This is a genomic window from Bacillus sp. cl95 (assembly GCF_900115925.1).
In the GTDB taxonomy this organism is placed as follows: Bacteria; Bacillota; Bacilli; order Bacillales; family Cytobacillaceae; genus Neobacillus_A.
On record NZ_FOYF01000002.1, the window covers coordinates 300,092 to 326,074 of the forward strand.

General features: G+C 40.0%; 22 protein-coding genes, 1 other RNA gene and 1 other annotated feature. Of the genes, 21 read left to right on the forward strand and 2 right to left on the reverse strand.

Annotation, left to right across the window (positions count from 1 at the left end):
- Positions 1–391 precede the first annotated feature (391 nt).
- Together BMZ31_RS06705 and dtd are read left to right on the forward strand one after the other, a co-directional pair.
- Positions 392–2,593: a RelA/SpoT family protein gene (locus tag BMZ31_RS06705; protein WP_090830954.1), complete on the forward strand. Its 2,202-nt coding sequence runs from the start codon at positions 392–394 to the stop codon at positions 2,591–2,593.
- An 11-nt stretch (positions 2,594–2,604) separates the two neighbouring features.
- Entirely contained in the window at positions 2,605–3,048 is a 444-nt protein-coding gene (gene dtd / locus BMZ31_RS06710; protein WP_090830955.1) for a D-aminoacyl-tRNA deacylase, read from the forward strand.
- Between the two features lie 54 nt (positions 3,049–3,102).
- On the opposite strand, the gene BMZ31_RS06715 is transcribed toward dtd, so the two are convergent.
- Positions 3,103–4,857 (reverse strand): N-acetylmuramoyl-L-alanine amidase family protein, encoded by a 1,755-nt coding sequence (locus BMZ31_RS06715; protein WP_090830956.1) that lies wholly within the window; start codon positions 4,855–4,857, stop codon positions 3,103–3,105.
- Between the two features lie 161 nt (positions 4,858–5,018).
- Here BMZ31_RS06715 and BMZ31_RS20255 point away from each other — a divergent pair, with 161 nt between their 5' ends.
- The 7 genes from BMZ31_RS20255 (at position 5,019) to BMZ31_RS06745 (ending at position 12,249) form a co-directional block, all read left to right on the forward strand.
- Complete coding sequence (locus tag BMZ31_RS20255; RefSeq protein WP_139206613.1) at positions 5,019–5,204, forward strand: hypothetical protein; 186 nt, start codon at positions 5,019–5,021, stop codon at positions 5,202–5,204.
- A gap of 58 nt (positions 5,205–5,262) precedes the next feature.
- Positions 5,263–5,501 (forward strand) — a binding site (T-box leader).
- Positions 5,502–5,955: 454 nt separating this feature from the next.
- Entirely contained in the window at positions 5,956–7,227 is a 1,272-nt protein-coding gene (gene hisS / locus BMZ31_RS06720) for a histidine--tRNA ligase (RefSeq protein ID WP_090830957.1), read from the forward strand.
- Positions 7,228–7,239: 12 nt separating this feature from the next.
- The gene (gene aspS / locus BMZ31_RS06725; protein ID WP_090830958.1) at positions 7,240–9,018 is read left to right on the forward strand and encodes an aspartate--tRNA ligase; all 1,779 of its coding nucleotides are present in this window, start codon (positions 7,240–7,242) and stop codon (positions 9,016–9,018) included.
- A 63-nt stretch (positions 9,019–9,081) separates the two neighbouring features.
- Positions 9,082–9,270, forward strand: a non-coding RNA gene (gene ssrS, locus BMZ31_RS06730) — 6S RNA.
- Between the two features lie 175 nt (positions 9,271–9,445).
- Complete coding sequence (locus tag BMZ31_RS06735) at positions 9,446–10,213, forward strand: tRNA threonylcarbamoyladenosine dehydratase (RefSeq protein ID WP_090830959.1); 768 nt, start codon at positions 9,446–9,448, stop codon at positions 10,211–10,213.
- A gap of 166 nt (positions 10,214–10,379) precedes the next feature.
- Positions 10,380–11,297 carry an ABC transporter ATP-binding protein gene (locus tag BMZ31_RS06740; RefSeq protein WP_090830960.1) on the forward strand — a complete coding sequence of 306 codons (918 nt, stop codon included), beginning with the start codon at positions 10,380–10,382 and terminating at the stop codon, positions 11,295–11,297.
- Position 11,298: 1 nt separating this feature from the next.
- Positions 11,299–12,249 (forward strand): ABC transporter permease, encoded by a 951-nt coding sequence (locus BMZ31_RS06745; protein ID WP_090830961.1) that lies wholly within the window; start codon positions 11,299–11,301, stop codon positions 12,247–12,249.
- Positions 12,250–12,287: 38 nt separating this feature from the next.
- On the opposite strand, the gene BMZ31_RS06750 is transcribed toward BMZ31_RS06745, so the two are convergent.
- A complete protein-coding gene (locus BMZ31_RS06750; RefSeq protein ID WP_090830962.1) occupies positions 12,288–13,556 on the reverse strand; it encodes a replication-associated recombination protein A in 1,269 nt (422 codons plus the stop codon).
- Positions 13,557–13,735: 179 nt separating this feature from the next.
- Between BMZ31_RS06750 and BMZ31_RS06755 the strand changes: the two genes are divergently transcribed.
- From BMZ31_RS06755 to BMZ31_RS06810, 12 genes are all read left to right on the forward strand, one after another.
- Entirely contained in the window at positions 13,736–14,428 is a 693-nt protein-coding gene (locus tag BMZ31_RS06755) for a YczE/YyaS/YitT family protein (protein WP_090830963.1), read from the forward strand.
- Positions 14,425–14,844 carry a cysteine metabolism transcriptional regulator CymR gene (locus BMZ31_RS06760; protein WP_090830964.1) on the forward strand — a complete coding sequence of 140 codons (420 nt, stop codon included), beginning with the start codon at positions 14,425–14,427 and terminating at the stop codon, positions 14,842–14,844. The genes BMZ31_RS06755 and BMZ31_RS06760 overlap by 4 nt, the downstream gene beginning before the upstream one ends.
- 27 nt (positions 14,845–14,871) lie before the next feature.
- Positions 14,872–16,014, forward strand: coding sequence for a cysteine desulfurase family protein (locus tag BMZ31_RS06765; RefSeq protein WP_090830965.1), 1,143 nt, complete (start codon positions 14,872–14,874; stop codon positions 16,012–16,014).
- A 51-nt stretch (positions 16,015–16,065) separates the two neighbouring features.
- Positions 16,066–17,184: a tRNA 2-thiouridine(34) synthase MnmA gene (mnmA, locus tag BMZ31_RS06770; RefSeq protein ID WP_090830966.1), complete on the forward strand. Its 1,119-nt coding sequence runs from the start codon at positions 16,066–16,068 to the stop codon at positions 17,182–17,184.
- 105 nt (positions 17,185–17,289) lie between these two features.
- Positions 17,290–17,949, forward strand: a complete 660-nt coding sequence (locus tag BMZ31_RS06775) for a tetratricopeptide repeat protein (protein WP_090830967.1) — start codon at positions 17,290–17,292, stop codon at positions 17,947–17,949.
- 33 nt (positions 17,950–17,982) lie between these two features.
- Positions 17,983–20,400, forward strand: a complete 2,418-nt coding sequence (locus tag BMZ31_RS06780) for an SF1B family DNA helicase RecD2 (RefSeq protein ID WP_090830968.1) — start codon at positions 17,983–17,985, stop codon at positions 20,398–20,400.
- 41 nt (positions 20,401–20,441) lie between these two features.
- Positions 20,442–20,909, forward strand: a complete 468-nt coding sequence (locus BMZ31_RS06785) for a PRC-barrel domain-containing protein (protein ID WP_368086631.1) — start codon at positions 20,442–20,444, stop codon at positions 20,907–20,909.
- Positions 20,910–20,922: 13 nt separating this feature from the next.
- Positions 20,923–21,114 carry a hypothetical protein gene (locus BMZ31_RS06790; RefSeq protein ID WP_090830970.1) on the forward strand — a complete coding sequence of 64 codons (192 nt, stop codon included), beginning with the start codon at positions 20,923–20,925 and terminating at the stop codon, positions 21,112–21,114.
- A 210-nt stretch (positions 21,115–21,324) separates the two neighbouring features.
- Positions 21,325–21,459, forward strand: a complete 135-nt coding sequence (locus tag BMZ31_RS06795) for a YrzQ family protein (RefSeq protein WP_090830971.1) — start codon at positions 21,325–21,327, stop codon at positions 21,457–21,459.
- A 105-nt stretch (positions 21,460–21,564) separates the two neighbouring features.
- Positions 21,565–22,644 (forward strand): AI-2E family transporter, encoded by a 1,080-nt coding sequence (locus tag BMZ31_RS06800; protein ID WP_090830972.1) that lies wholly within the window; start codon positions 21,565–21,567, stop codon positions 22,642–22,644.
- 358 nt (positions 22,645–23,002) lie between these two features.
- Entirely contained in the window at positions 23,003–25,636 is a 2,634-nt protein-coding gene (alaS, locus tag BMZ31_RS06805; protein ID WP_090830973.1) for an alanine--tRNA ligase, read from the forward strand.
- A 78-nt stretch (positions 25,637–25,714) separates the two neighbouring features.
- Positions 25,715–25,981, forward strand: a complete 267-nt coding sequence (locus BMZ31_RS06810; RefSeq protein ID WP_090830974.1) for an IreB family regulatory phosphoprotein — start codon at positions 25,715–25,717, stop codon at positions 25,979–25,981.
- Positions 25,982–25,983: the final 2 nt, after the last annotated feature.

The following is a 25,983-nucleotide window of genomic DNA, read 5'->3' on the forward strand; positions in this document are numbered from 1 at the left end:
AAATACACTCTTTCCCTTTACATCCTGCCTTTTTTTTTCGATAATAGTAACAATCATAATTAAATTTCTAAGATGAATGAACAAGAACGGCCGACTCGGCATTTTATATTTTAATAAAAAGGCCATGTTAAAGTACATTGCTGAATTTATGCACTTTGTTGATTGAAGTGGAAGGCGCTTGACTCCTGGGGGATTAGCGTTACAGGCGAGACCCCGCAGGAGCGTTAGCGACGAGGAGGCTCGGCGAACGCCCCCAAGACGAATTTGCTCTTGAAAAAGCCGGCATTAGGGCTTTTTCAAAAATTCGTACCGGAAAGCAAGCGACTGGAGCGGAAATCAATAGGCAAATTTAACAGAGCCAATAAAAAAGAGCGAAGATAGTGGTGATTTCATGGCGAACGATCAAGTGCTAACAGCCGAACAAGTCATCGACAAGACACGTGCATACTTAAACGATGAGAATGTAGAAATAGTGAAAAAAGCATATGATTTTGCTAATCATGCTCACCGTGAACAGTATAGAAAATCTGGAGAACCATATATCATCCATCCCATTCAGGTAGCTGGCATACTTGCCGACTTAGAGATGGATCCCGCAACGGTTGCGGCAGGATTTCTGCATGATGTCGTAGAGGATACAAACGTTTCATTAAAGGACATTGAGACTGCCTTTAATGAAGAAGTAGCGATGCTTGTCGATGGTGTGACTAAGTTAGGTAAAATTAAATATAAATCTCACGAAGAGCAGCAGGCTGAAAACCATCGAAAGATGTTTGTCGCAATGGCACAAGATATTCGCGTGATTCTTATTAAGCTTGCAGACCGCTTGCACAATATGAGGACGCTAAAACACTTGCCCTCTGAAAAACAACGCCGTATTTCCAATGAGACGCTGGAAATATTTGCGCCTCTTGCACATAGGCTAGGGATTTCGAAAATAAAGTGGGAACTTGAAGATACTGCATTAAGGTATTTAAATCCTCAACAGTATTATCGAATCGTGAATCTAATGAAAAAGAAGCGTGCCGAGAGAGAGCAGTATTTAGATGATGTCATTAATGAAGTGCGCGACAGGATGTCAGACGTTTCGATTAAGTCTGAAATTTCAGGACGCCCTAAGCATATTTACAGCATTTATCGAAAAATGGCCTTGCAAAACAAGCAATTCAGCGAAATATATGATTTGCTAGCAGTACGAATTGTCGTGAACAGCATTAAGGATTGCTATGCAGTCTTGGGGATTATCCACACTTGCTGGAAACCGATGCCTGGCAGATTCAAAGACTATATTGCCATGCCTAAACCAAATATGTATCAATCCCTTCATACGACAGTGATTGGACCGAAGGGTGACCCACTCGAGGTTCAAATCAGGACAATGGAAATGCACCGTATTGCTGAGTTCGGGGTCGCTGCTCACTGGGCATACAAAGAGGGTAAACCGATCAGTGACAGTACTACAGCTTCTTATGAAGATAAACTCACATGGTTCCGTGAAATCCTTGAGTTCCAAAATGACACTGCAAATGCAGAAGAATTTATGGAATCTCTCAAAATCGATTTATTCTCTGATATGGTATTCATTTTTACACCAAAAGGGGACGTAATTGAGTTGCCTGCAGGGTCTGTGCCAATTGATTTTGCCTATCGCATTCACTCTGAAATTGGCAATAAGACCATTGGGGCTAAAGTGAATGGCAAGATGGTTACTCTTGACTATAAGCTAAAAACGGGAGATATCATTGAAATCCTGACATCCAAACACTCTTATGGTCCAAGTCAGGATTGGCTGAAGCTAGCTCAAACTTCTCAAGCGAAAAATAAGATCAGACAATTTTTCAAGAAGCAACGTCGTGATGAGAATGTGGAAAAGGGCAGAGAACTTGTTGAAAAAGAAATCCGTAATATGGAATTTGATTTGAAAGAAGTTCTTACGCCTGAAAACATGCGCAGGGTTGCTGAAAAGTTTAATTTTATGCATGATGAGGACTTATTTGCGGCCGTTGGTTATAACGGGATTACTGCTTTACAAGTAGCAAACCGTTTAACAGAGAAAATGCGGAAAAAACGTGATCAGGAGCAGGAAGTAACAATTGCTCAGGCAGTTACCGATATGAAGTCATTGCCAGTTGTGAAAAAACGTGAATCCGGCGTGAGGGTATCGGGGATTGATAATCTTCTTATCCGTTTGTCTCGTTGCTGTAATCCTGTCCCAGGGGATGAAATTGTTGGCTTCATTACAAAGGGTAGAGGCGTTTCCGTTCACCGTTCGGATTGTCCTAATATCGATACTGGAGAAGCTCAGACAAGGCTAATACCTGTAGAATGGGAATCTTCGCTAAATGAACGAAAAGAATACAATGTAGATATTGAGATTAGTGGTTACGACCGCAGAGGTCTTTTGAATGAAGTCTTACAAGCGGTAAACGAGACTAAAACAAATATTTCTGCCGTTACAGGTCGTTCAGACCGAAATAAAGTAGCAACTATTATTATGAGCATTGCGATTCATAATGTAAGCCACCTTCAAAAAGTGGTAGATCGCATCAAGCAAATTCCAGATGTATATGCTGTACGAAGATTGATGAACTAAGGAGTTAAGAAATGCGAGTAGTCGTGCAAAGAAGCAAGAATGCATCTGTGACGGTTGCAGATGAAGTAGTAGGGTCAATATCCAAAGGATTGGTCCTGCTAGTGGGCATTACACATGAAGATTCGATGGATGATGTCACATTCATGGCTGAGAAAATTGTTAACCTACGAATTTTTGAGGATGAATCAGGAAAGATGAATCTCTCACTGCTAGATGTTCAGGGTGAGATTCTATCTATTTCACAATTTACATTGTACGGTGATTGTCGAAAGGGGAGACGTCCGAATTTTATGGAAGCTGCCCGTCCTGACCACGCAATAAGCCTCTATGAAGCATTTAATACTGCCCTGACCCATAAGGGTGTTCATGTGGAGACTGGTCAATTCGGGGCGATGATGGACGTTAGCCTTGTGAATGATGGTCCGGTAACATTAATCATTGATAGTAAAAATTAAACGAGCTTGGCATATGCCAAGCTCGTTTAATTTTGGGCTAGTGCGAGTCCTTGCTTATTTACCCTTAAAATATAACGCAAGTCCATTAAAGATTCCTGACGCGGCTGTTTCTTGATATTGATTGGAATTAACCGTCATTTCTTCGGTTGGGTTACTTAAATACCCGAGTTCTAATAGAGAGGCTGCCTGTTTGTTTTCCCTTAATACATGGTAATCGCCAAATCGGGTACCTCTGTTTTTCAATTTGGTTTGACTTACGATGGAAGAATTCAGCGTTTCAGCGAGTGACTTTTGATAATCATGATAGAAGTATGTTGTCATCCCGTTAACGCTTCGATCTGTGATGCTATCATAGTGGATACTAATGAATGCATCTGCACTATGGTAATGAGAAGTGCTCACTCTTCCTTGTAACGAAAGGTAAGTATCGTTACTGCGAGTGAGATAGACGTTTGCTCCTGAGGATTTAAGCTTGTCATATAAAAGTCCAGCCGTTCTAATGGTTAGATTTTTTTCAAGCGTTCCCCTTGCTCCAGTGGTCCCATTATCCCCGCCACCATGTCCTGGATCAATAATGATGGTTTTATCTTTAAGATGCATTTCTCCACCAGGTTTTTCTACTTGAGGGGCAGAACCATTAACTGTAACGATCCAGCCTGCCACAAATCCGCTCTTTCCATTTTTTAAGACAATCTCATACCAATCATTTTGCAAGCTTTTTATTGCGAAGGTGTCTCCGGTATTTGCCCTCTGAATGACTCCTGCATTTACACTTGCAGCGGAGCGGATATTGGTGCCGTTATGTATGATGGTTACTGTACTTTCTTTAATGGATTGTGAGGTAGGAGACTTATCTTGAGAAGTCGACTTTTCAAGATACCATCCTGCAATCCATCCGTAATTGCCTTGTTTATATTCAACTTTTGCCCAATTATTTTTTTCTTCGAGAATGGTAAACTTCTGCCCTTTTAATACTGTACCAATTATTTTTCCATCTAAAGCAGCCGTGTTTCTGACATTCATGCTAGTAGCTGTAACAGTTCCGAAAATGCCACTCGGTGTTGATTGAGAAGAGTTTGATTTCTTGGAATCTGACTGCAGCTCTATAAACTGAGAACTGATCCATGCACGTTGACTTGAATACTGAATTTCTGTCCATTCTGTGCTTTGGGAATATACTTGGACGTTTGTACCTTTTGGTAGCTTACCTAGGACTGTGCCGGATAGTGAAGGCTTGCTCCTGACATTTAGGGAACTTGCTTGAATGGTGCCTTCACCGATGATTTTATCTTTAGAAGTGTTATCATTGTTTTTTTTCCCGCTAGAAGAGATGTCTAGGAATTGCTTTGATACCCAGCCTTCTCCAAATCCAGAGGATATTTCAATCCAGTTTTCATTTGTTTCTAAAACTTTAACCTTGTCCCCTTTGTTTAAGTAACCAATTACTTGGAAATTGGTGCCGGGGCCTTTTCGAACTCTTAAATCGTTTGTATTTACTTCAGCATCTGAACCTGCTTGACTCTCTGAACTTCCTTTATTTTTCGTAACGAGCCAGTTGGCAACCCATCCTTTTTTGTCTCCGGACAAATTGAGTTGTATCCAGTCGGCTTCTTCTTTTATGACAGAGAAGGAGTCATTCTTATTCGCTTTTTTCACAATTGGATAACTTAATCCAGGACCTTGTCGGATATTTACCTGATCTTGATTAATTATTACCGTATCTGAAGCCTCAGGTATGATAGGTGAAATCTGAAAAAATCCCCAAAATAGTATGTTGCATAATATTATGATACTGATTTTTTTAACCATTTCTCCCTCCTTGTCTTAATATTTTAATTGAAAACTATGATAATTTCATTCCTTATTTTGAATTAATTCCATCAATTTCTTATTGAACAATATTTTTTAAGCTTTCATGAAACATTTTGCGAGAGAAAGGCAAGAATAGATATAAATAAGAATGGTGGAAGGTGAACAAAATGAGGGCAAGTGATAAGGGGAATTTTACATCTGTAGGAGAAAATCAGTTGTTTGGTGTTGATTTTCATGATTTCATCCAAAAAGAACAACAGTCAAATGCATATGAACTCGCATCCGAGTTTGGGTTATCAATCAGAGATGTCAGAAAGTTGAAGAAACATTTGGAGAGATCATAATTCACTCTTGACAATTGAAATGATGCTCCGTATTATATTAAGAATATTATACTAAATTTTATCACCGATGATGGAGCATAGTAGTTGAGTAACACATGGAAAGAGAAGAAATGCCCTGGGCTGAAAGCATTTCTGCATGAAAACTTAACGAATGAACACTCCGAAGGTTTCCCTCTGAAAACAGCGATTGCTATAGTAGGAGCGGAACGTAGACAGGCGTTAACTGTTTGAGCGGGAAGACTTTTTAGTCTTTCAACTAGGGTGGCACCACGGGATTCTATAACTCTCGTCCCTTGTTATTTTTAACAAGGGACGGGAGTTTTTTGTTTTTAGAAGAGAAAATATATAAATTTACCGGGGACAACTGTCTAGCTCCAGCACCCAGCCCCTCGGGGTTGTTTCCAGAAGCCGAAACAACCTTAATTGTTTTCTAAAGCCAAAACAATTTTGGTCATAAGCCAAATCGCTTCAGAAATCAGGACAAGGAACGCTTCGACAGCATCATCATCGCACGAAGAAAAGGCGATAGCACAAGGAAAGCTTCCATGAATTCACATCGCACGAAATGATGCGATAGCATCATGAGGATTTTCGAGGATGAACTGCGCGCTTCGTCTTATGCCTGTCGGGGCTGAACACAAAGGAAAGCTACTTGGAAAAACATCGCAGGCACAAGTGTTTTTTACTTGTGCTGAGGGTGCTGACGCTTTTCTAATTTTACACATTGTTTATTCAAAAGGAGTGGTAATTCATGTCCATCCAGATCCCAAGAGGAACACAGGACATTCTGCCAGGACAAGTAGAGAAATGGCAGTACATAGAGCAAAAGGCGAGAGAACTATGCAAAAGATATCAATATCAAGAAATCAGAACGCCAATTTTTGAACACACGGAATTGTTCTTGAGGGGCGTTGGAGATACGACTGATATCGTTCAGAAGGAAATGTATTCTTTCAAAGATCGTGGAGACAGAGATCTGACCCTACGTCCTGAAGGTACAGCTTCTACGGTAAGAGCTTATATTGAACACAAAATGTTTGGTAACGCAAATCAACCTGTAAAACTTTACTATTCAGGTCCAATGTTCAGATACGAGCGTCCTCAGGCTGGAAGGTTCCGTCAATTCGTCCAATTTGGCATTGAAGCACTAGGGAGCGATGACCCAGCAATCGATGCGGAAGTTATTTCTTTAGCGATGTCTCTTTATAAGGAACTCGGATTATCGAAATTAAAACTTGTGATTAATAGTCTAGGGGATAAAGAAAGTAGAACGGCACACCGTGAAGCGCTGGTAAATCACTTTGCCCCGCGCATTCAAGAATTTTGTGGTGATTGTCAAAACAGACTTGAGAAAAACCCATTAAGAATTCTTGACTGTAAAAAGGATAGAGATCACGAGTTAATGAAAAACGCACCATCAATAATGGATTACTTAAACGAGTATTCGAACGAGTACTTCAAAAAGGTTCAGCAATACTTAACAGCAGTGGGCGTAGAGTATGAATTAGATCCAAACCTAGTTCGTGGATTGGACTATTACAATCACACTGCATTTGAAATCATGAGTAATGCTGAAGGTTTTGGGGCAATTACGACATTATGCGGCGGTGGCCGTTACAATGGTCTTGTAGAAGAAATGGATGGTCCTGAAACACCAGGTATTGGCTTGGCTCTAAGTATCGAGCGTTTATTAGCGGCATTGAATGCTGAGAACGTTGAATTGGACATCGATGAAAGCCTTGACTGTTACTTGGTTTCATTAGGGGACGGTGCAAAAGATTATACAGTTGGACTTCTGCATCAACTCCGCGCAGCAGGATTTTCTGCAGAGCGTGACTACCAAAATCGTAAATTGAAGGCCCAGTTTAAGGCAGCCGATCGTTTAAAAGCCAAATATGTAGCTGTATTAGGTGAGGATGAGTTGAATAACAACAAAATCAACCTAAAAAATATGACGACGGGTGAACAGACCGAAATGGATTTGAGCACTTTTGTAGATGTATTTAAAGAAATTCAGGAATAGAGGGGATTTAGGATGTTTGGGAGATCTTATTTTTGTGGCGAAGTGATAGAAACGGCAATTGGTGAAAAAGTAACTTTAAAGGGTTGGGTACAAAAACGCAGGGACTTAGGTGGTTTAATCTTTATTGACCTCCGTGACCGTACGGGTCTTGTTCAAGTTGTTTTTAATCCTGATTTTTCTCAGGATGCGCTCAGCATCGCTGAAAAGATTCGTAGTGAATTCGTACTTGATATTACAGGCACAGTAGTAGCTCGTGAAGCCGGGACTATTAATGAAAATATGAAAACAGGTAAAATCGAAATCCACGCTGAAGCGGTTACAATTATAAATGAAGCAAAAACGCCTCCTTTCACTATTGCTGATAAGACGGAAGTTTCCGAAGACTTGAGATTGAAGTATCGCTACCTAGACTTCCGACGTCCGGTAATGTTCGAAACGTTCAAGATGCGTCACCAAGTAACTAAAGTAATCAGAGATTACCTCGATGCAGAAGGATTCCTAGATATCGAAACGCCAATGTTAACAAAAAGTACTCCTGAAGGTGCGCGTGATTACCTTGTACCTAGCCGTGTGCATCCAGGTGAATTTTATGCACTTCCTCAATCACCGCAAATTTTCAAGCAATTATTAATGGTTGGCGGGATTGAAAGGTATTACCAAATTGCTCGTTGCTTCCGTGATGAAGACTTACGTGCAGACAGACAGCCTGAATTTACCCAAATCGATATCGAAACAAGTTTCCTAAGTCAAGATGACATTATTTCTTTAATGGAAAAAATGATGGGCAAAGTAATGAAGGAAGTGAAAGGAATTGATGTTCCTGAAACATTCCCGCGTATGGCGTATGACGAAGCTATGGCACGTTACGGTTCTGACAAACCAGATACAAGATTTGGTTTGGAATTAGTAGACTTAAGTGAAATCGTTGCAGAATCAGGGTTCAAAGTATTTTCTGCTGCGGTGGCTGCAGGCGGCCAAGTTAAGGCAATTAACGTTAAAGGTTTTGCTGACAAATATTCCCGTAAGGACATTGATGCCCTTACTGAATTTGTAAGCCGTTATGGTGCGAAAGGTCTTGCTTGGTTAAAAGTTGACGAAGAAGGACTTAAAGGGCCGATTGCTAAATTCTTTGCTGATACAGAAGAAGGCAATTCAATCAAGGCGACTCTTGAAGCAGAAGCAGGGGACTTATTGCTTTTTGTTGCCGACAAAAAATCAGTAGTTGCAGATTCTTTAGGCGCATTGCGTAACAAACTAGGAAAAGATCTTGAGCTGATCGATCAATCTAAATTCAATTTCCTTTGGGTAACGGATTGGCCGCTATTGGAGTATGCTGAGGAAGAAGGGCGTTACTATGCAGCTCATCATCCATTCACAATGCCAGTAAGAGAAGATCTTCCAATACTTGATAGCGAGCCAGGAAAAGTACGCGCACAAGCGTATGACCTTGTCCTAAATGGTTATGAATTAGGTGGAGGTTCTTTACGAATATTTGAAAGAGACATTCAAGAAAAAATGTTTGGGGTACTTGGTTTCAGTAAAGAAGAGGCAAATGAGCAATTCGGATTCCTATTAGAAGCATTTGAGTACGGTACTCCTCCACATGGTGGAATTGCGCTCGGCTTAGACCGTATGATCATGCTTCTTGCTGGCAGAAGCAATTTAAGAGACACGATTGCCTTCCCTAAAACGGCTAGCGCAAGTTGCTTACTGACAGAAGCACCAGGTGCAGTAGATCAAGCCCAACTTAATGAGTTGAACTTGGCGTTAAACATTCATAAAAGTGAATAATTACCTATTAGTGATTTCTTGAAAGCCGAAGAAATCTATGATATGATAAAACCAAGTTAAAAGAGAGTCCTGAAATGTTCGTTTTATTACCTGAAGTTTTGACCAACATTATTTCTTCGGGAGTCTGCGTTTTTCGATGACGTACACGCCTCCATTTTATGGGGGACTTACAGAAATTGAAAACAGGACACCCACCTGCTGAGTGCGGGATCAAAACGAAGGAACCCTATAGACGGCATCATTGGGACTCTTTCTCTCTTGCTAATTCAAGCCTTTGCTACATGCAAAGGCTTTTTGTTTGATTAAATAAATATTATTCCTATGGATATACTTGCTTTTAATGAGAAGTATGATATATTTTTTTACGGGTAAATTCTTAATAAAATAAATAATTGAATGAATGATAATCAAATGGAGTTGAGAATATATGTTGCATCAGTTTTCAAGAAATGAATTGGCCATCGGAAAAGAAGGTCTTGATAAAATGAAAGGCAGTACAGTGGCTGTTCTGGGTATTGGCGGTGTAGGTTCATTTGCCGCTGAAGCATTGGCTCGATCAGGTGTAGGTAGATTAATCCTTATCGATAAAGATGATGTTGATATTACAAATGTAAACCGTCAAGTCATTGCTCTTCTTTCTACAGTGGGACGCCCGAAAGCGGAATTGATGAAGGAGAGAATAGCCGATATCAATCCTGATTGTGAAGTTATTGCCTTGAAGATGTTCTATACAGAAGAGACCTATGAGGAAATCTTTGGATATAATCTTGATTTTGTCGTTGATGCTTCAGATACGATTTCTTATAAAATCCATTTGATGAAGCAATGTCTTGAAAGAAAAATTCCGATTATCTCCAGTATGGGTGCTGCCAATAAGATGGACCCTACAAGATTTCAAATTGCCGATATTTCTAAGACGCATATGGATCCTATTGCCAAAGTTATCCGTACAAGATTGCGAAAAGAAGGCATTCATAAAGGAATTCCGGTGGTCTTCTCTGATGAAAGTCCGATTGTCATTCGAGAAGATGTTCGAAAAGAAGTTGGTAAAGAAAATGCTCCAATCCGTAAAGCAAAGATGCCTCCTTCATCTAACGCATTCGTCCCATCTGTTGCGGGATTGATCATGGCAAGTTATGTTGTTAGAGAATTGTTAAAAGATATTGAAATAGAGCGCGTAAATAGCGGTAAATAATTGTAAGTCCCCCAGATTTGGGGGATTTTTTTTTATCAAGAATGGATTATCAGTTAGCCATTAACTTTGGATGACTAAGGGGATTTTTATTAAAAAGAAAGATTTTCCATTCTATTTGAGATAAAATGAATTTAATAGATTTACCATGTTTTGAAAGGGTGAAAAAATGGAGATTGTTGTTGATATACAAAATGTAACGAAAAAGATTAAAGGGAAAACCATTATTGATGATCTTAGCTTTGAAGTAAAAAAAGGTGAAGTGTTCGGTTTTCTAGGTCCAAATGGTGCGGGGAAAACGACGACCATTCGAATGATTGTGGGACTGATGGGGATTACATCGGGTGATATCAAGATTGCTGGATTTAGCATACAGACTCAATTTGAATCAGCTGTCAATCATATAGGGGCGATTGTAGAAAACCCTGAAATGTATAAATTTATGAGTGGATATGATAATCTTCGCCATTACGCAAGGATGACCAATAAAGTTTCCAATGAGAAACTTGAGGAAGTGATTGAACTAGTCGGGCTAAAAGATAGAATTAACGACAAGGTTAAGACATACTCGCTTGGGATGAGGCAAAGACTTGGTTTGGCTCAAAGCTTATTACATGATCCACAAGTACTCATTCTTGATGAGCCTACAAACGGATTGGACCCTGCAGGTATAAGAGAAATACGTGACCATATAAGAATGCTGGCAAGAGAAAAAGGAATGGCTGTCATTGTTTCAAGTCACCTTTTGTCTGAAATGGAAATGATGTGTGACCGTATTGGAATCATCCAAAATGGTCGTCTCATCGATGTTCAGCAGGTTCATGATTTCGTAGAAGGAAATGGTGTCGTCTATGAATTTGAAGTCGGTCAAAAGGAAAGTGCTCACGAGATTACCAAAATCCATTTGCCAGAGGCTGCTCTTTCTTTTTCCAATAAGGGGATTCTCATTTCTGTTTCTAAAGATCAAATTCCATTGTTGGTGAAAAGAATGGTACAAGAAGGTATCGATATTTATGGTGTAAATCAGGTAACGAAAACACTTGAAGATCGTTTCCTTGAAGTGACAAAAGGGAAGGGTGGGATCTAACATGTTTAGTCTAATACAAAATGAATTAATAAAGATTTTCAAAAGGCCAGGTACATATGTAATGATTGCCCTTCTTATTTTATTGACAGTCATTACAGCGGCTTTTATCAAATATCAACAAGATGGCAGTGAAGTAGAAGAGGATAAGAATTGGAAACAAATTTTGGTGGCTGAGAATGAGGCGCTGAAACAACAGGTGAAAAACAGTGGTGCACAGATGGAACAAGATTATTTGAATCGAGAGATCGCCATCAATGACTATCGCATCAAACATGACTTATCACCAAGCGAAGAATACAATATGTGGAGTTTTGTTACGAGTGCATCCGAATTGATTCAATTAGCAGGATTATTTACCATTATCATAGCAGCGGGTATTGTTGCTAGTGAATTTAGTTGGGGAACGATTAAGCTTCTTTTGATTCGACCCATCACACGTGCGAAAATTCTTCTGTCAAAATATTTAACCGTCTTGATTTATGCCTTAGTTATGGTATCTATATTATTTGTTCTGTCTACTATTATTGGCGCTATTTTGTTTGGGGTTCCCGAACAAGCTTCTCCCTATTTGAATTATTATAATGGGGTTGTCACAGAACAAAACATCATTGTGCATCTGATTGTTTTTTATGTGTTGAAGTCGATCGATATGATTATGCTTGCCACTATGGCTTTCATGATTTCAGCTGTTTTCCGAAATAGCTCACTAGCAATCGGTTTATCCTTATTCCTTATGTTTATGGGTGGCCAGGTTACCTTCTTGATTGCCATGAAATACTCATGGGCCAAATACCTTCTATTTGCCAACACAGACCTTATGCAATATTTCGAAGGAAGCCCGGTTGTAGAAGGGATGACTTTGCCTTTTTCCGTTTCAATGCTAATCATCTATTTCCTCATTTTTATTGGTTTGGCTTTGTATGTTTTCAAGAAAAGAGACGTGGCAGCCTAACGATAAAAGAAGCTGGTCGATTAATCGACCAGCTTCTTTTACTTTCTAAATATCTTTTCATAAACGGCTCCAAGGGCCTGTTCGAATTTGCCTGTTTTCTTAGGCTTATAATACTGCTTGTTTTTTAGTTTATTCGGCAGATACTGTTGAGCCACCCAACCACTTTCATAATTGTGGGGATATAAATAATCGATTCCTCTGCCAAGTTCGCTTGCCCCTTTGTAATGGGCATCTTTAAGATGTGCTGGTACTTCGCCAATGTTCCCTTTTCGTATATCCTGCAGTGCTTCATCTATTGCTAGAATGGCGGAATTCGATTTAGGAGATAAACATAATTCAATCACAGCATTAGCTAAAGGAATTCGGGCTTCAGGGAATCCGACTCTTTCTGCTGTTTCGATGGCGGCCAATGTTCTGGCGCCAGCTTGAGGGTTGGCAAGAGCAATATCTTCGTACGCGATCACAAGTAACCGTCTACTGATGCTGATAAGGTCGCCGGCTTCAATAAGTCGGGCCAAATAGTGCAAGGCAGCATTTACATCGCTGCCTCTTATCGATTTTTGGAAAGCTGATAAAACATCGTAATGAGCATCCCCATCTTTATCGTGGGCGAAGCTCTTTTTTTGCAAGCATTCCTCAGCAATTTTCAAATCTATATGAATGACACCATTTTCATCCTTCTTTGTTGATAAGATTGCAAGTTCAAGAGCATTCAAGCTGCTTCTTACATCCCCATTCGAAGCTAAGGCAAAATGTTCCAATGCGTCGGGTGTTATTTCAATCGCTAGCTCCCCGTAGCCACGTTCTTCATCTTTTATCGCTCTCATAAGTGCTTGTTGAATATCCTCTACTGATAAGGGTAGCAATTCGAATATTTGACAGCGGCTTCGAATGGCCGGGTTAATTGCATGATATGGATTACTTGTTGTTGCCCCAATTAGAGTAATCATGCCATTTTCAAGATACGGCAAGAGAAAGTCTTGTTTCCCTTTATCAAGGCGATGGACCTCGTCTAATAGCAGAATAACTTTGCCGGACATTTTGGCTTCGGCGGCAACTGCTTCCATATCTTTCTTGTTATTCGTAACAGCGTTCAATGTACGAAAGGCATAACGAGTACTACCCGCAATTGCACTTGCGATCGAAGTTTTTCCGATGCCGGGAGGACCGTATAAGATCATGGATGCCAGTTGTCCTGCTTTCACCATTCGAGAGATTATTTTGTCTTCACCTACAAGATGTTGTTGACCAATAATTTCATCTATCGACCTTGGTCTCATCCGAAATGCAAGCGGTTTTAGTTTCATTTAACATCAACTCTCCAATAAGAATAACCATTTAAAATTATAACTTTACCATAACATTTAATCTTTTAATTTGCATATATTAGGGGGTATTTGTGCTATAATTTCTAATGCCTATCCATTTACTATGAATTTTTTCTTCACGTCTTTTAAGTATGGTCAAAGAAAGAGCAGGTGGTGAAATGGTTAAGAAGAGACAAGGGCAAGTGGCTCAGAGATTTCTTATTTATTTTTCAGGTCTGCTTATCATGGCACTAGGGATTGTCCTGTTAATCAAGGCAGATTTAGGAGCTACGCCTTGGGATGTCTTTCATGTCGGGTTGTATCAGCAATTTGGCCTTACGATTGGTAGCTGGTCGGTAATTGTAGGAATCGTCATCTTGTCAGTTGCTGCAGTAATCTCAAAAGAATTTCCGCAGTTTGGAGCTTTTTTGAATATGATCCTTGTCGGGGTCTTTATTGATATGTATTTAATGATTCCTTTCCTCTCAACTCCACAGGGAATAGCAGGGAAAATCCTGATGTTCTCTCTTGGTGTAGTGTTAATGGGATATGGAATTGGACTTTATATTTCAGCTAGTTTTGGTACGGGTCCACGTGATAGCCTTATGATGGCTCTTACGACCAAAATGAATTGGAAAATCAGAAACGTTCGTGGAGGCATGGAATTGGGTGTCCTTTTGGTAGGGTGGCAGCTCGGTGGTCCTATCTCTTGGGGGACTTTTGTTTTTACCTTCATTATTGGACCGGTTGTCGGATTTGCAATGCCACAGTGTTTTCAATTTGCAGATGCCTTCTTAGATAAAATGGACCATAAGAAAAGTTTAATCATGCCTTTAAATGGCGAAGATTCGAATAGAGGAGCAGATTTATGAAAATATCTACTAAAGGAAGATATGGATTAACAATTATGATAGAACTGGCCAAAAAACATGGTGAAGGTCCAGTATCTCTTAAAACAATCGCACAGACGAATGATTTGTCTGAGCATTATCTAGAGCAGTTGATTGCTCCATTAAGAAATGCCGGACTTGTTAAAAGCATTCGCGGAGCATATGGGGGTTACTTGCTAGGGGATCTTCCATCTAAAATTTCGGCTGGAGATATCATTAGAGTCCTAGAAGGACCAATTAGTCCTGTTGAAGGAATCGAGGATGAAGAACCTGCGAAGAGAGAACTCTGGATTCGCATTAGAGATGCGGTAAAAGATGTACTAGATAATACAACAATCGAGGATTTGGCAAACCACAGTGATGACGGTGAGTCAGATGCTTACATGTTCTATATTTAAGAAAAAATCTTGAAGAAGGTGAATTACTTGGAAAGGATTTATTTGGATCACGCAGCAACTTCTCCTATGCACCCTTCTGTCATTGATACATTAGTGGAAACAATGAATCAACAGTTTGGAAATCCCTCAAGCATCCATTTTTTTGGTCGAGAAGCTCGACACATTGTTGACGAATCGCGTCATGTAATGGCAAGAAGCATAAATGCTAAACATAGTGAGATTATTTTTACCAGCGGGGGAACCGAAGCAGATAATTTGGCCATCATTGGTATTGCAGACGCTTATCAAGGTGCGGGTAAGCATATCATCACAAGTTCAATTGAACACCATGCTGTTTTGCATGCCTGTCACGAGCTTGATAAAAAAGGATTTGAAGTTACCTATCTGCCTGTGGATGAAACGGGGATGATTTCCCTCCATGACCTTAAAGAAGCTCTTCGTCCTGATACAATCTTAGTCAGTGTAATGTTTGGGAACAATGAAGTCGGAACATTACAGCCTATTTCTGAGATTGGAATTCTTTTAGAAGAACATCAGGCGTTTCTTCATACGGATGCTGTACAAGCATATGGAATCGAAAAGATTGATGTCAAAGAAAGTAAAATAGATTTGATGTCAGTTTCTGCACATAAGTTAAACGGGCCAAAAGGAATTGGTTTTCTGTACGCGCGCGAAGGAATTAAACTTTCCCCCCGTCAATTTGGCGGAGAACAAGAGAAGAAGCGTCGGGCTGGAACAGAAAATGTCACGTCTATTGCCGGTTTTAAAAAAGCCATTGAGATTTCACATCAAGAACTAGAAGTGAAACGAGAAAGGTACATCCGCTTCAAGGAATTATTTATGAAGAGGCTTCGTAATAACGAAGTTGTTTTTCAACAAAACGGAAATGTTGAAAATTCACTGCCACATGTATTAAACTTGAGCTTTCCTGGTACAAATGTCGAATCACTGCTTGTCAACATGGACTTAGCAGGACTAGCGGTTTCAAGTGGTTCAGCATGTACGGCAGGTTCCATTGATCCGTCCCATGTACTTGTCGCCATGTTTGGTAAGGAATCTGACCGTATTACAAACTCGGTTCGTTTTAGCTTTGGAATCTTCAATACGGAAGAACAGATTGAAAAAGCGGCCGAAGAAACGTCTAAGATTATCCGGCGTTTAGCGAAATAAATCTTCAGGTGGTCTAACCTGAAAATATATAGTAAAAGTGAAGTGAGATAGATGGAAAGAAAAGATCCAAAAGATACCCGTGTAGTTATCGGAATGTCTGGTGGGGTAGATTCCTCGGTTGCAGCATTATTGTTAAAGCAACAAGGATACGACGTTATTGGCATTTTCATGAAGAATTGGGACGATACCGATGAAAATGGAGTATGTACAGCAACGGAAGATTATGATGATGTAATCCGTGTGTGTAACCAAATCGGCATTCCGTATTATGCGGTTAATTTTGAAAAGCAATATTGGGACAAGGTGTTTACCTACTTCCTTGATGAATATAAGGCGGGCAGAACGCCAAATCCAGATGTAATGTGTAATAAGGAAATTAAGTTCAAAGCTTTCTTGGAGCATGCGATGATGCTTGGAGCTGATTATTTAGCAACTGGACACTATGCACAAGTAGAGTATCGTGATGGGGAGTATAAAATGTTGCGTGGTCTTGATGAAAACAAGGATCAAACATACTTCCTGAACCAATTGACTCAAGAACAATTGAGTAAGGTAATGTTCCCAATAGGCAATCTTGCAAAACCTCGTGTACGTGAGTTGGCAAAAGAAGCCGAACTTGCGACAGCCACAAAGAAGGACAGTACTGGAATTTGTTTCATTGGTGAAAGAAACTTCAAAGATTTCTTAGGCCAATACTTACCTGCTCAGCCAGGTAACATGGAGACAATGGAAGGTGAAGTTAAAGGGAAACATGATGGATTGATGTACTACACCATTGGTCAGCGTCACGGACTTGGAATCGGTGGTTCTGGAGAAGCTTGGTTTGCTATCGGTAAGGACTTGGAACGTAATGTTCTGTATGTCGGTCAAGGATTCGACAACGAAAAACTTTATTCCGATAGAATTACCGCTGTAAATATGAGCTGGGTTTCAGATCATCCAAAGCCATCAGAATTCGAATGCACAGCAAAATTCCGCTATCGTCAGGAAGACAATAAAGTAACGGTAAAAATTCTTGATGATAACAAAGTAGAAGTTATCTTTGCTGAGCCAATCAGAGCCATCACTCCTGGACAAGCTGCCGTGTTCTATCATGGCGACGAATGTCTCGGTGGCGGTACCATTGATGAAGTATTCAAAGATGGACAGCGCCTTACGTATGTAGGGTAAAATAAAGCCTCGATTTCAATTTGAAATCGAGGCTTTATGCTGAAGCTTTAGAGTAGGATAACTGAAAAATATGCTATAATTTCAACTGAATAGGAGTGATTGTAGATGGATAAAAACCAATTAGGTATTCAATATATGCAAGAAGGAAAATGGGAAGAAGCAGCAAAGGTATTCAACGAAGCGATTGAGGAGAACAATACAGATCCAGTAGCTTATATTAACTTTGGTAATGTTCTTGCTGCTGTTGGTGATGAAGAAAAAGCGATGAGATTCTACGAAAAAGCAATGCAGCTTGAGGGAGATACGGCTGCTGCATATTACAGCGCTGGAAATCTTTTTTACAATAAAGAGAAGTTTCAAGAAGCCTCTCAAATGTTTGAAACGGCTATGAAAAAAGGGCTGCAATCTAGCGACAATTATTTCATGTTAGCCATGTCCCTTATCCAATTGGAGCAATACCGCCTTGCTTTGCCATATATGCAAAGAAGCGTTGAACTTGATGAGAATGATTCAGAAGCACGTTTCCAATATGGGATGTGTCTAGCACATCAAGAATTGATCGAAGATTCGATTGTTCAATTTGAAAAATGTATCTCATTGGACCCAGAACATGCAGATTCTTATTATAATCTGGGTGTTGCGTATGGTCTTCAAGATCGTGATGCAGAGGCATTAGCTATGTTTAAAAAAGCGATTGAGGTTCAACCTGATCATGCACTAGCAGGCTACGTTGTAAAGATGTTTGAAGGAAATGAAATAAATTAATTCAGAGAATAGAACTTGAGGGGAGGGAAGCTGATGGAACAACAGGACAAAATGGATTTGTTTTCTGAGCAGGCCAAGTTCGTGAAGGGAAAGCATTTGGTTACCATTTTTCACAATGAACAAAATCTATATACGGTACTTAGGGTTCGTATTGAAGAAACGAACGAAGACTACGACGATAAAGAAGCGGTTGTTACGGGATATTTGCCTAAAATTCACGAACAGGAAACGTATATTTTTTACGGTGAATTTAAGGAACATCCGAAGTTTGGCGTTCAATTTATTGCGAGCCATTTTCGTAAGGATATGCCGCAAACGAAACAAGGGGTAGTGGCTTACCTTTCAAGCGACCTTTTTAAAGGCATTGGAAAGAAGACTGCGGAAAGTATTGTTGACACTCTTGGAGAAGATGCGATTTCAAAAATACTAAATCAGCCATCATTACTTGATACTGTTCCAAAGCTTCCTCCTGAAAAAGCGAAATCATTATATGATTCACTGATGGAACACCAGGGACTCGAACAAGTCTTAGTTGCCCTTAATCAATACGGTTTTGGTCCGCAACTATCGATGAAGATTTATCAAGCTTATAAAGACCAAACCCTTGAAGTGATTCAAAAGAACCCCTATCAGCTCGTTGAATCAGTGGAAGGTATAGGTTTTGGAAGAGCGGATGAACTTGGTTTTCAATTGGGGATTACCGGTAACCATCCAGATCGAATCAAGGCAGCATGCTTATTCGTTTTAGAAAATGAAAGTATGCAAGTAGGACATGTGTACTTACAGGCTAAGGAATTTCTTGAAAAAGTGCAGGCGCTTTTGGAAGAGAATAAACGTGATCAAATCGAGTTTACCGATATTTCAAATGAAATGGTGAAACTTGTTGAAGAAGGAAAACTGATCATTGAAGAGAAGAGGATTTATTCCCCTTCCCTTTATTTTTCCGAAAAGGGGATCATTACGCACATTAAGAGGATTCTTGGTCAAACGCAATATAAAGACCAGTTTCCTGAATCAGAGTTTTTACTTGCCCTTGGAGAGCTGGAAGAAAGGCTCGGGGTACAATATGCGCCTACTCAAAAAGAGGCGATTCAAACGGCATTGATGTCTCCGATGCTGATTTTGACTGGTGGACCCGGAACAGGTAAAACGACTGTAATCAAAGGAATAGTGGAACTTTATGCAGAGCTACATGGTTGCTCCCTAGATGTAAAGGAATATCGAAAAAAAGATGAGCCATTTCCTTTTCTCCTGGCAGCTCCAACAGGCCGTGCGGCAAAGAGGATGACAGAATCCACAGGTCTTCCTGCTGTAACGATACATAGACTGCTTGGTTTCAATGGTGCTGAAGGCTTTGACCACGATGATTCCAAGCCTCTTGAAGGGAAGATTCTCATTGTTGATGAAACGTCGATGGTAGATGTGTGGTTGGCAAATCAGTTATTCAAATCATTGCCCGATGATATTCAAGTCATTTTTGTAGGTGATGAAGATCAGTTGCCTTCTGTTGGTCCAGGCCAGGTTCTAAAAGACTTATTGCAGTCGGAAAGAGTTCCGACGGTTAGACTTACCGATATTTATCGCCAAGCAGAGGGATCGTCGATCATTGAACTTGCTCATGAAATCAAAGAGGGCAAGCTTCCCGATAATATTGGGGTTCAGCAAGCGGATCGTTCCTTTATTAAATGCAATTCGAGTCAGCTTTCTACGGTGATTGAAAAAGTAGCGCTTAATGCAAAGAACAAAGGATATTCCGCACGGGATATTCAAGTGCTTGCACCCATGTATAGAGGACCTGCTGGAATAGACCGTCTAAATGTGCTTCTCCAAGAGATATTTAATCCAAATCCTGAGGGTTCCAGAAAAGAAATTGCTTTTGGCGATGTTAAATATCGCATTGGTGACAAAGTATTGCAATTAGTGAACCAACCTGAAAGCAATGTTTTTAACGGGGACATTGGGGAAATCGTTTCGATTTTTTACGCAAAGGAAAACGTTGAAAAACAGGACATGGTTCTCGTTTCTTTTGACGGAATTGAAGTTACGTACACAAAACAGGATTTGAACCAAATCACACATGCGTATTGTACCTCAGTCCATAAATCACAAGGTAGTGAATTCCCTATCGTAATCCTTCCGCTTGTTAGAAGTTATTACAGAATGCTGAGAAGGAATTTGATTTATACTGCGATCACGAGAAGTAAGCAATTTCTAATCTTGTGCGGTGAAGAAGATGCTTTCAGAATGGGTGTCGAGCGCGCTGATGAACAAGGTAGGCAAACAACGCTATCCATTAAGTTAAAGGAGTCGCTTGCGATTCAGCCTCAAACAGATCAAGTTAATGTGATTGCTGAGGGTAAAGAAGAATCTTATCAAGATATCTATAAGAACGCTGACCCTATGATTGGAATGGAAAACGTTTCACCTTATGATTTCATGCCTCTAAGCTAAAACTATGATTGTTCGGAAAGGTGGGACTTGCTTTGCGGACAATGTCGATGCTAAAGGGAATGCCGGTATTCGATATGAAAACTGGGGTAATCATTGGTGAAGTATGTGACCTAGCCATATCAAGTGACGGAAATGTGGATGGGTTATTGGTGAAAAAAGGGGGATTCTTTAAGCATTCTTGTCTTCTTGATGTCCATGACATAGCTTCATTTGGTTCGGACGGGGTCATGATTGAAGATGCTGAAAAATTGAAATCAATTAAAACACCACCTGAGTATACGTTCTTTCATCATCAATCGTTGAGCGGTAAGATGCTTTACTCTCGACAAGGAGAATCGTTGGGCATGTTGAAAGATGTATATTTTATGGAAGAATTGGGCACAATCGTAGGGTACGAGATAACAGATGGATTCTTTTCGGACATCTCCGAAGGAAAGAGAGTCATCAAATCCATGCAACCCGCGACGATCGGAAAGGATGCCATCATTGTTAATGTAAATACAACGTGAGGTGTTTCTTTCCATGTTCAAGTGTCCAAATTGCCAAAGTAAAGATATTGGAAAAATTGGAATCAACCAGTATTATTGCTGGAGCTGTTTTATAGAGTTATCAGTTTCTAAAGGCATGATCAATACGCACCAGGTTGAAGAAGATGGATCATTAAGTTCTTTGGACGATTTGTTTGAGGAAGAAGAACGTCGTTACACCCTTTAATACAAAGGCTCTTTTCGTAAACATTGTTGTTATTGGAACAAGAAAAAGCCGGCAGTAGGGCTTTTTCTATACCGAAACCATATGGAATTTGCGTTTAGATTTTTTAATACACGAAAAGAGCACAAAATAAGAATCTTTACGTATTATTTCAAATTCCGTATAAGCAACAATAAATGCGAAAACAGACAATACAAACAAGAGGTGACGGACATGAATAAGATGATGACTTCGATTGTTGCTTTTGGTGTTGGTATGGTTGCGTACAACTACGCTCAAAAAAATAACATGATGTCCGGTCGACAAATGAAAAAGTTACAAAAGAAAATTACAAGAGCAATGTTTTAAGCTTGCTCATTTATTAAATAAACCCTCTCTTTTTGAGAGGGTTTGTTTTTTAGGAATAAATTACCTATGTGTCACTCACAATATGAAAGACAGGGGGGATCAGATTTGGATATTCGAATGAAGTGGTTTTACATGCTTGGTTATCTGTTGCTCTTATTTATTGTGGTTTTTATCTTTTTGAAACTTAGCTTTTTTTGGTTGCCAATAATAAATGTCCTATTAAAATTGCTTACGCCTTTTTTTATTGCAGCCTTTATCACTTATTTGCTGCATCCTGTCATCGAACGCCTTCATGAACGAGGACTACATCGTGGCGTGGCCATTTTCTTAATCTACTCCCTCTTTTTCGGCGGAATAGGGTTTGCTTTCTACAAAGGGATTCCTGTTTTTATTAGTCAGATCAAAGATTTGTCCGAAAATTCTCCGGCTTTTGCAAATCAATACAAAAGCTTGTTGAGAGATTTACAAGAAAAAACAGAATACTTACCAATAGGGTTTCAAAATGGCATCAATGATGGCATCAATGGTTTAGAGAAAAAACTAGAGAATTTGCTTGAAGCGGTCATGCTCGGATTAATGAATTTGCTTAATTCTGCATTATTGATTGCGATTATCCCTTTCATTGCCTTTTATATGCTAAAGGACTTCAATCTCATGAAAAGAGCTGTATGGTATATGACGCCTAAAAGATGGAGGCGAGAAGGCATTCATTTTTTGAAAGATGTGAATGTTTCGCTCGGCGGTTATATTCGTGGACAGCTTCTGGTATGTACCATCATTGGGACTATATCGGCCATCTCATTCTGGTTTATAGATTTAAAGTATCCTTTAGTGCTCGGCTTGATTATTGGCTTAACAGATATCATTCCATATTTTGGGCCTATCCTAGGTGCAATACCGGCAGTCATAATCGCAGCCACTTATTCACCAAAGATGATTTTGATTACATTGATCATCATTTTTGCACTGCAATTTTTGGAAGGCAACATTCTTTCACCATACATTGTCGGGAAAAGCTTGCATTTGCACCCGCTATTAATCATGTTTGCCTTACTTGCAGGTGGAGAAATTGGTGGGATATTAGGAATGATTCTTGCAGTTCCTGTGCTTTCCGTAACAAAAGTGGCCATCATGCATGCAAAAGACCATTTTTCTAAAAATAAAATGGACCATCCAACCGTGTAACCATTGGAAATATTGACAAACTTTTCTGCTGTCGATATAATTCGGCTATAGATTATTTGCAAAGACAATTTAACATGAAAAATGTAGAAGGATCGAGTACGTTATAGACCATCTGACACAAGTTTTGTGCAAGAGAGAAGTTCCCATGGCTGGAAGGAACTTTAGATGAAGGATAACGGAAGGCTAATCCTGAGTGCAGCTAATCACTGCCGTTTGCCGCGTTAAGGTGTAATTGAGGGATGGATACGCAATTTGTATTCATAAATCAGGGTGGTACCGCGAGCAAGCTCTCGTCCCTGTTTGGGATAGGGCTTTTTTTGTTGTCTTTTTTTACATATTTAAGGAGGTAGGAACAAACATGAAATATTTAACTGGTTCCCAAATACGTCAATTGTTTTTGGATTTCTTCAAAGAAAAAGGTCATAGCATTGAGCCAAGTGCTTCACTTGTCCCACATGATGATCCGTCATTGCTTTGGATCAACAGCGGTGTCGCAACATTAAAAAAATACTTTGATGGCCGCGTGATTCCTGATAATCCAAGAATCACAAATGCACAAAAATCGATCCGTACAAATGATATTGAAAATGTAGGAAAAACAGCTCGTCACCACACATTCTTTGAAATGCTAGGGAATTTTTCAATAGGGGAATACTTCAAAGTCGAAGCTATTGAGTGGGCATGGGAATTCTTGACGGATGATAAATGGGTAGGATTTGATCCAGAGAAGCTATCTGTAACGATTCATCCTGAAGATACTGAAGCATTCGATATTTGGAGTACAAAAATTGGTGTCCCTGCTGAACGAATCATTCGTTTAGAAGGGAACTTCTGGGATATCGGGGAAGGCCCAAGTGGTCCGAATACGGAAATCTTCTACGATAGAGGTCCTGAATACGGTGATGACCCATCTGATCCAGAATTATATCCTGGTGGAGAAAACGAACGTTACTTAGAAGTATGGAACCTTGTTTTTTCTCAGTTTAATCACAATCCTGATGGAACATATACACCACTTCCAAAGAAAAACATTGATACAGGAATGGGACTTGAAAGGATGACATCTGTCGTTCAAAACGTTCCAACAAACTTTGATACCGATTTATTTATGCCTATTATCCGCGCAACTGAAGAAATTTCAGGGGATAAATATCGCGTTGATAAAGAAAAAGATGTTGCTTTCAAGGTGGTTGCTGACCATATTCGTACAGTTGCATTCGCCATTGGAGATGGAGCGCTTCCTTCGAATGAGGGTCGTGGATATGTTTTAAGAAGACTACTTCGTAGAGCTGTCAGATACGCAAAACAAATTGGTATTAACAAACCATTCATGTATGGCTTGGTTCCAGTTGTTGGTGAAATCATGGCTGATTTCTATCCAGAAGTAAAAGAAAAAACCGAATTCATTCAAAAAGTAATCAAGAACGAAGAAGAGCGTTTCCATGAAACACTTCACGAAGGACTTTCCATCTTGGCAAGCGTCATTAAGAAGGAAAAAGAAAAGGGCAGCGATACCATTTCCGGCGTTGATACTTTCCGTCTATATGATACTTATGGGTTCCCGGTTGAGCTTACAGAGGAGTATGCGGAAGAAGAAGGCATGAAGGTAGATCATGCTGGATTCGAACAAGAGATGGAAGCGCAACGTGAGCGTGCTAGAGCAGCTCGTCAAGATGTTGATTCCATGCAGGTGCAAGGTGGCGTACTTGGTGAAATCAAGGTTGCAAGTAAGTTTGTCGGATACGATCAGTTTTCCGTTAATGCAACTGTTGTAGCTCTTGTCCAAAATGGTCAACTTGTAGAAGCAGTATCCAAAGGGGAGGAAGTTCAAATTATCCTTGATGAAACTCCTTTTTATGCAGAGAGCGGTGGTCAGGTTGCAGACCGTGGTACGCTCGGAGCTAACGGCTTAAAAGTAGTGATCAAGGACGTTCAAAAAGCTCCAAATGGTCAACACTTACACAAAGCAATGGTTGAAGAAGGAATGCTGAAGGTAAACGATATGGTTAAAGCATCAATTAATGAGGCATCACGTGTGAAATTGATTAAAAACCATACGGCTACCCACTTACTTCACCAAGCATTAAAAGATGTACTTGGTACTCATGTTAACCAAGCTGGTTCTCAAGTTGGACCTGATCGCTTGCGCTTTGACTTCTCTCATTTCGGTGGAATCAAACCGGAAGAATTAGAACAAATCGAAACGATTGTAAACGAGAAGATTGGGCAAAATATCCAGGTTCAAATAGATTTAAAACCAATCGCTGAAGCAAAAGAAATGGGTGCAATGGCCCTATTTGGAGAAAAATACGGAGAAATTGTACGTGTTGTCCAAGTCGGAGATTACAGCCTGGAACTTTGTGGAGGGTGTCACGTTCCTAATACGTCTGTTATCGGATTATTTAAGATTGTTTCCGAAAGCGGGATTGGCGCTGGTACTCGTCGTATTGAAGCTGTAACAGGAGAAGCAGCTTACCAATTATTAAACGAACAAGTAGGTATGCTGAAAGAGGCTGCTGAGAAACTTAAAGCTAATCCAAAAGACCTTTCAAGCCGAATTGACGGTTTAATGGCTGAAGTGAAACAACTTCAACGTGAAAATGAATCATTAGCGGCAAAATTGGGTAACATTGAAGCTGGAAACCTTGTTTCACAAGTGAAAGAGGTAAACGGGGTAAAAGTATTAGCTTCAAAAGTACAGGCAGCTGATATGAATAACTTGCGCAATATGGCTGATGACTTAAAGCAGAAGTTGCAATCTGCCGTTATCGTACTTGGAAGTGCACACGAAGGCAAAGTCAATTTGATCGCAGCTGTTACTAGCGATTTAATTGAAAAAGGCTACCATTCTGGAAAGCTTATTAAGGAAGTTGCGGGTCGTTGCGGTGGAAGCGGTGGCGGACGTCCGGATATGGCTCAAGCTGGTGGAAAAGACCCAGAAAAATTGGATGAAGCTCTACAATATGCGGAAGAATGGGTTAAATCCGTTTGATAATAGGACAAAGTAGTGTAGAATGTAATTAATGAGGAACTGCTTCTGTCCCGTTACTTATAAAGTGAGGTGTACGCAATGAGCTCCCTTGACAAAACGATGAGGTTTAACTTTCCTGAAGAACCGTTTGAACATGATGTAAAAGAAGTTCTTTTTCAAGTGTACGACGCACTGCAGGATAAAGGATACAATCCGATCAATCAAATTGTTGGGTACCTTCTCTCAGGAGACCCCGCTTATATCCCGCGCCATCGGGATGCTCGTAATATCATCCGTAAACTTGAGCGTGATGAGATGATTGAAGAACTAGTAAAATCATATTTAAAACAGCAGCGAGAGGGTTAACG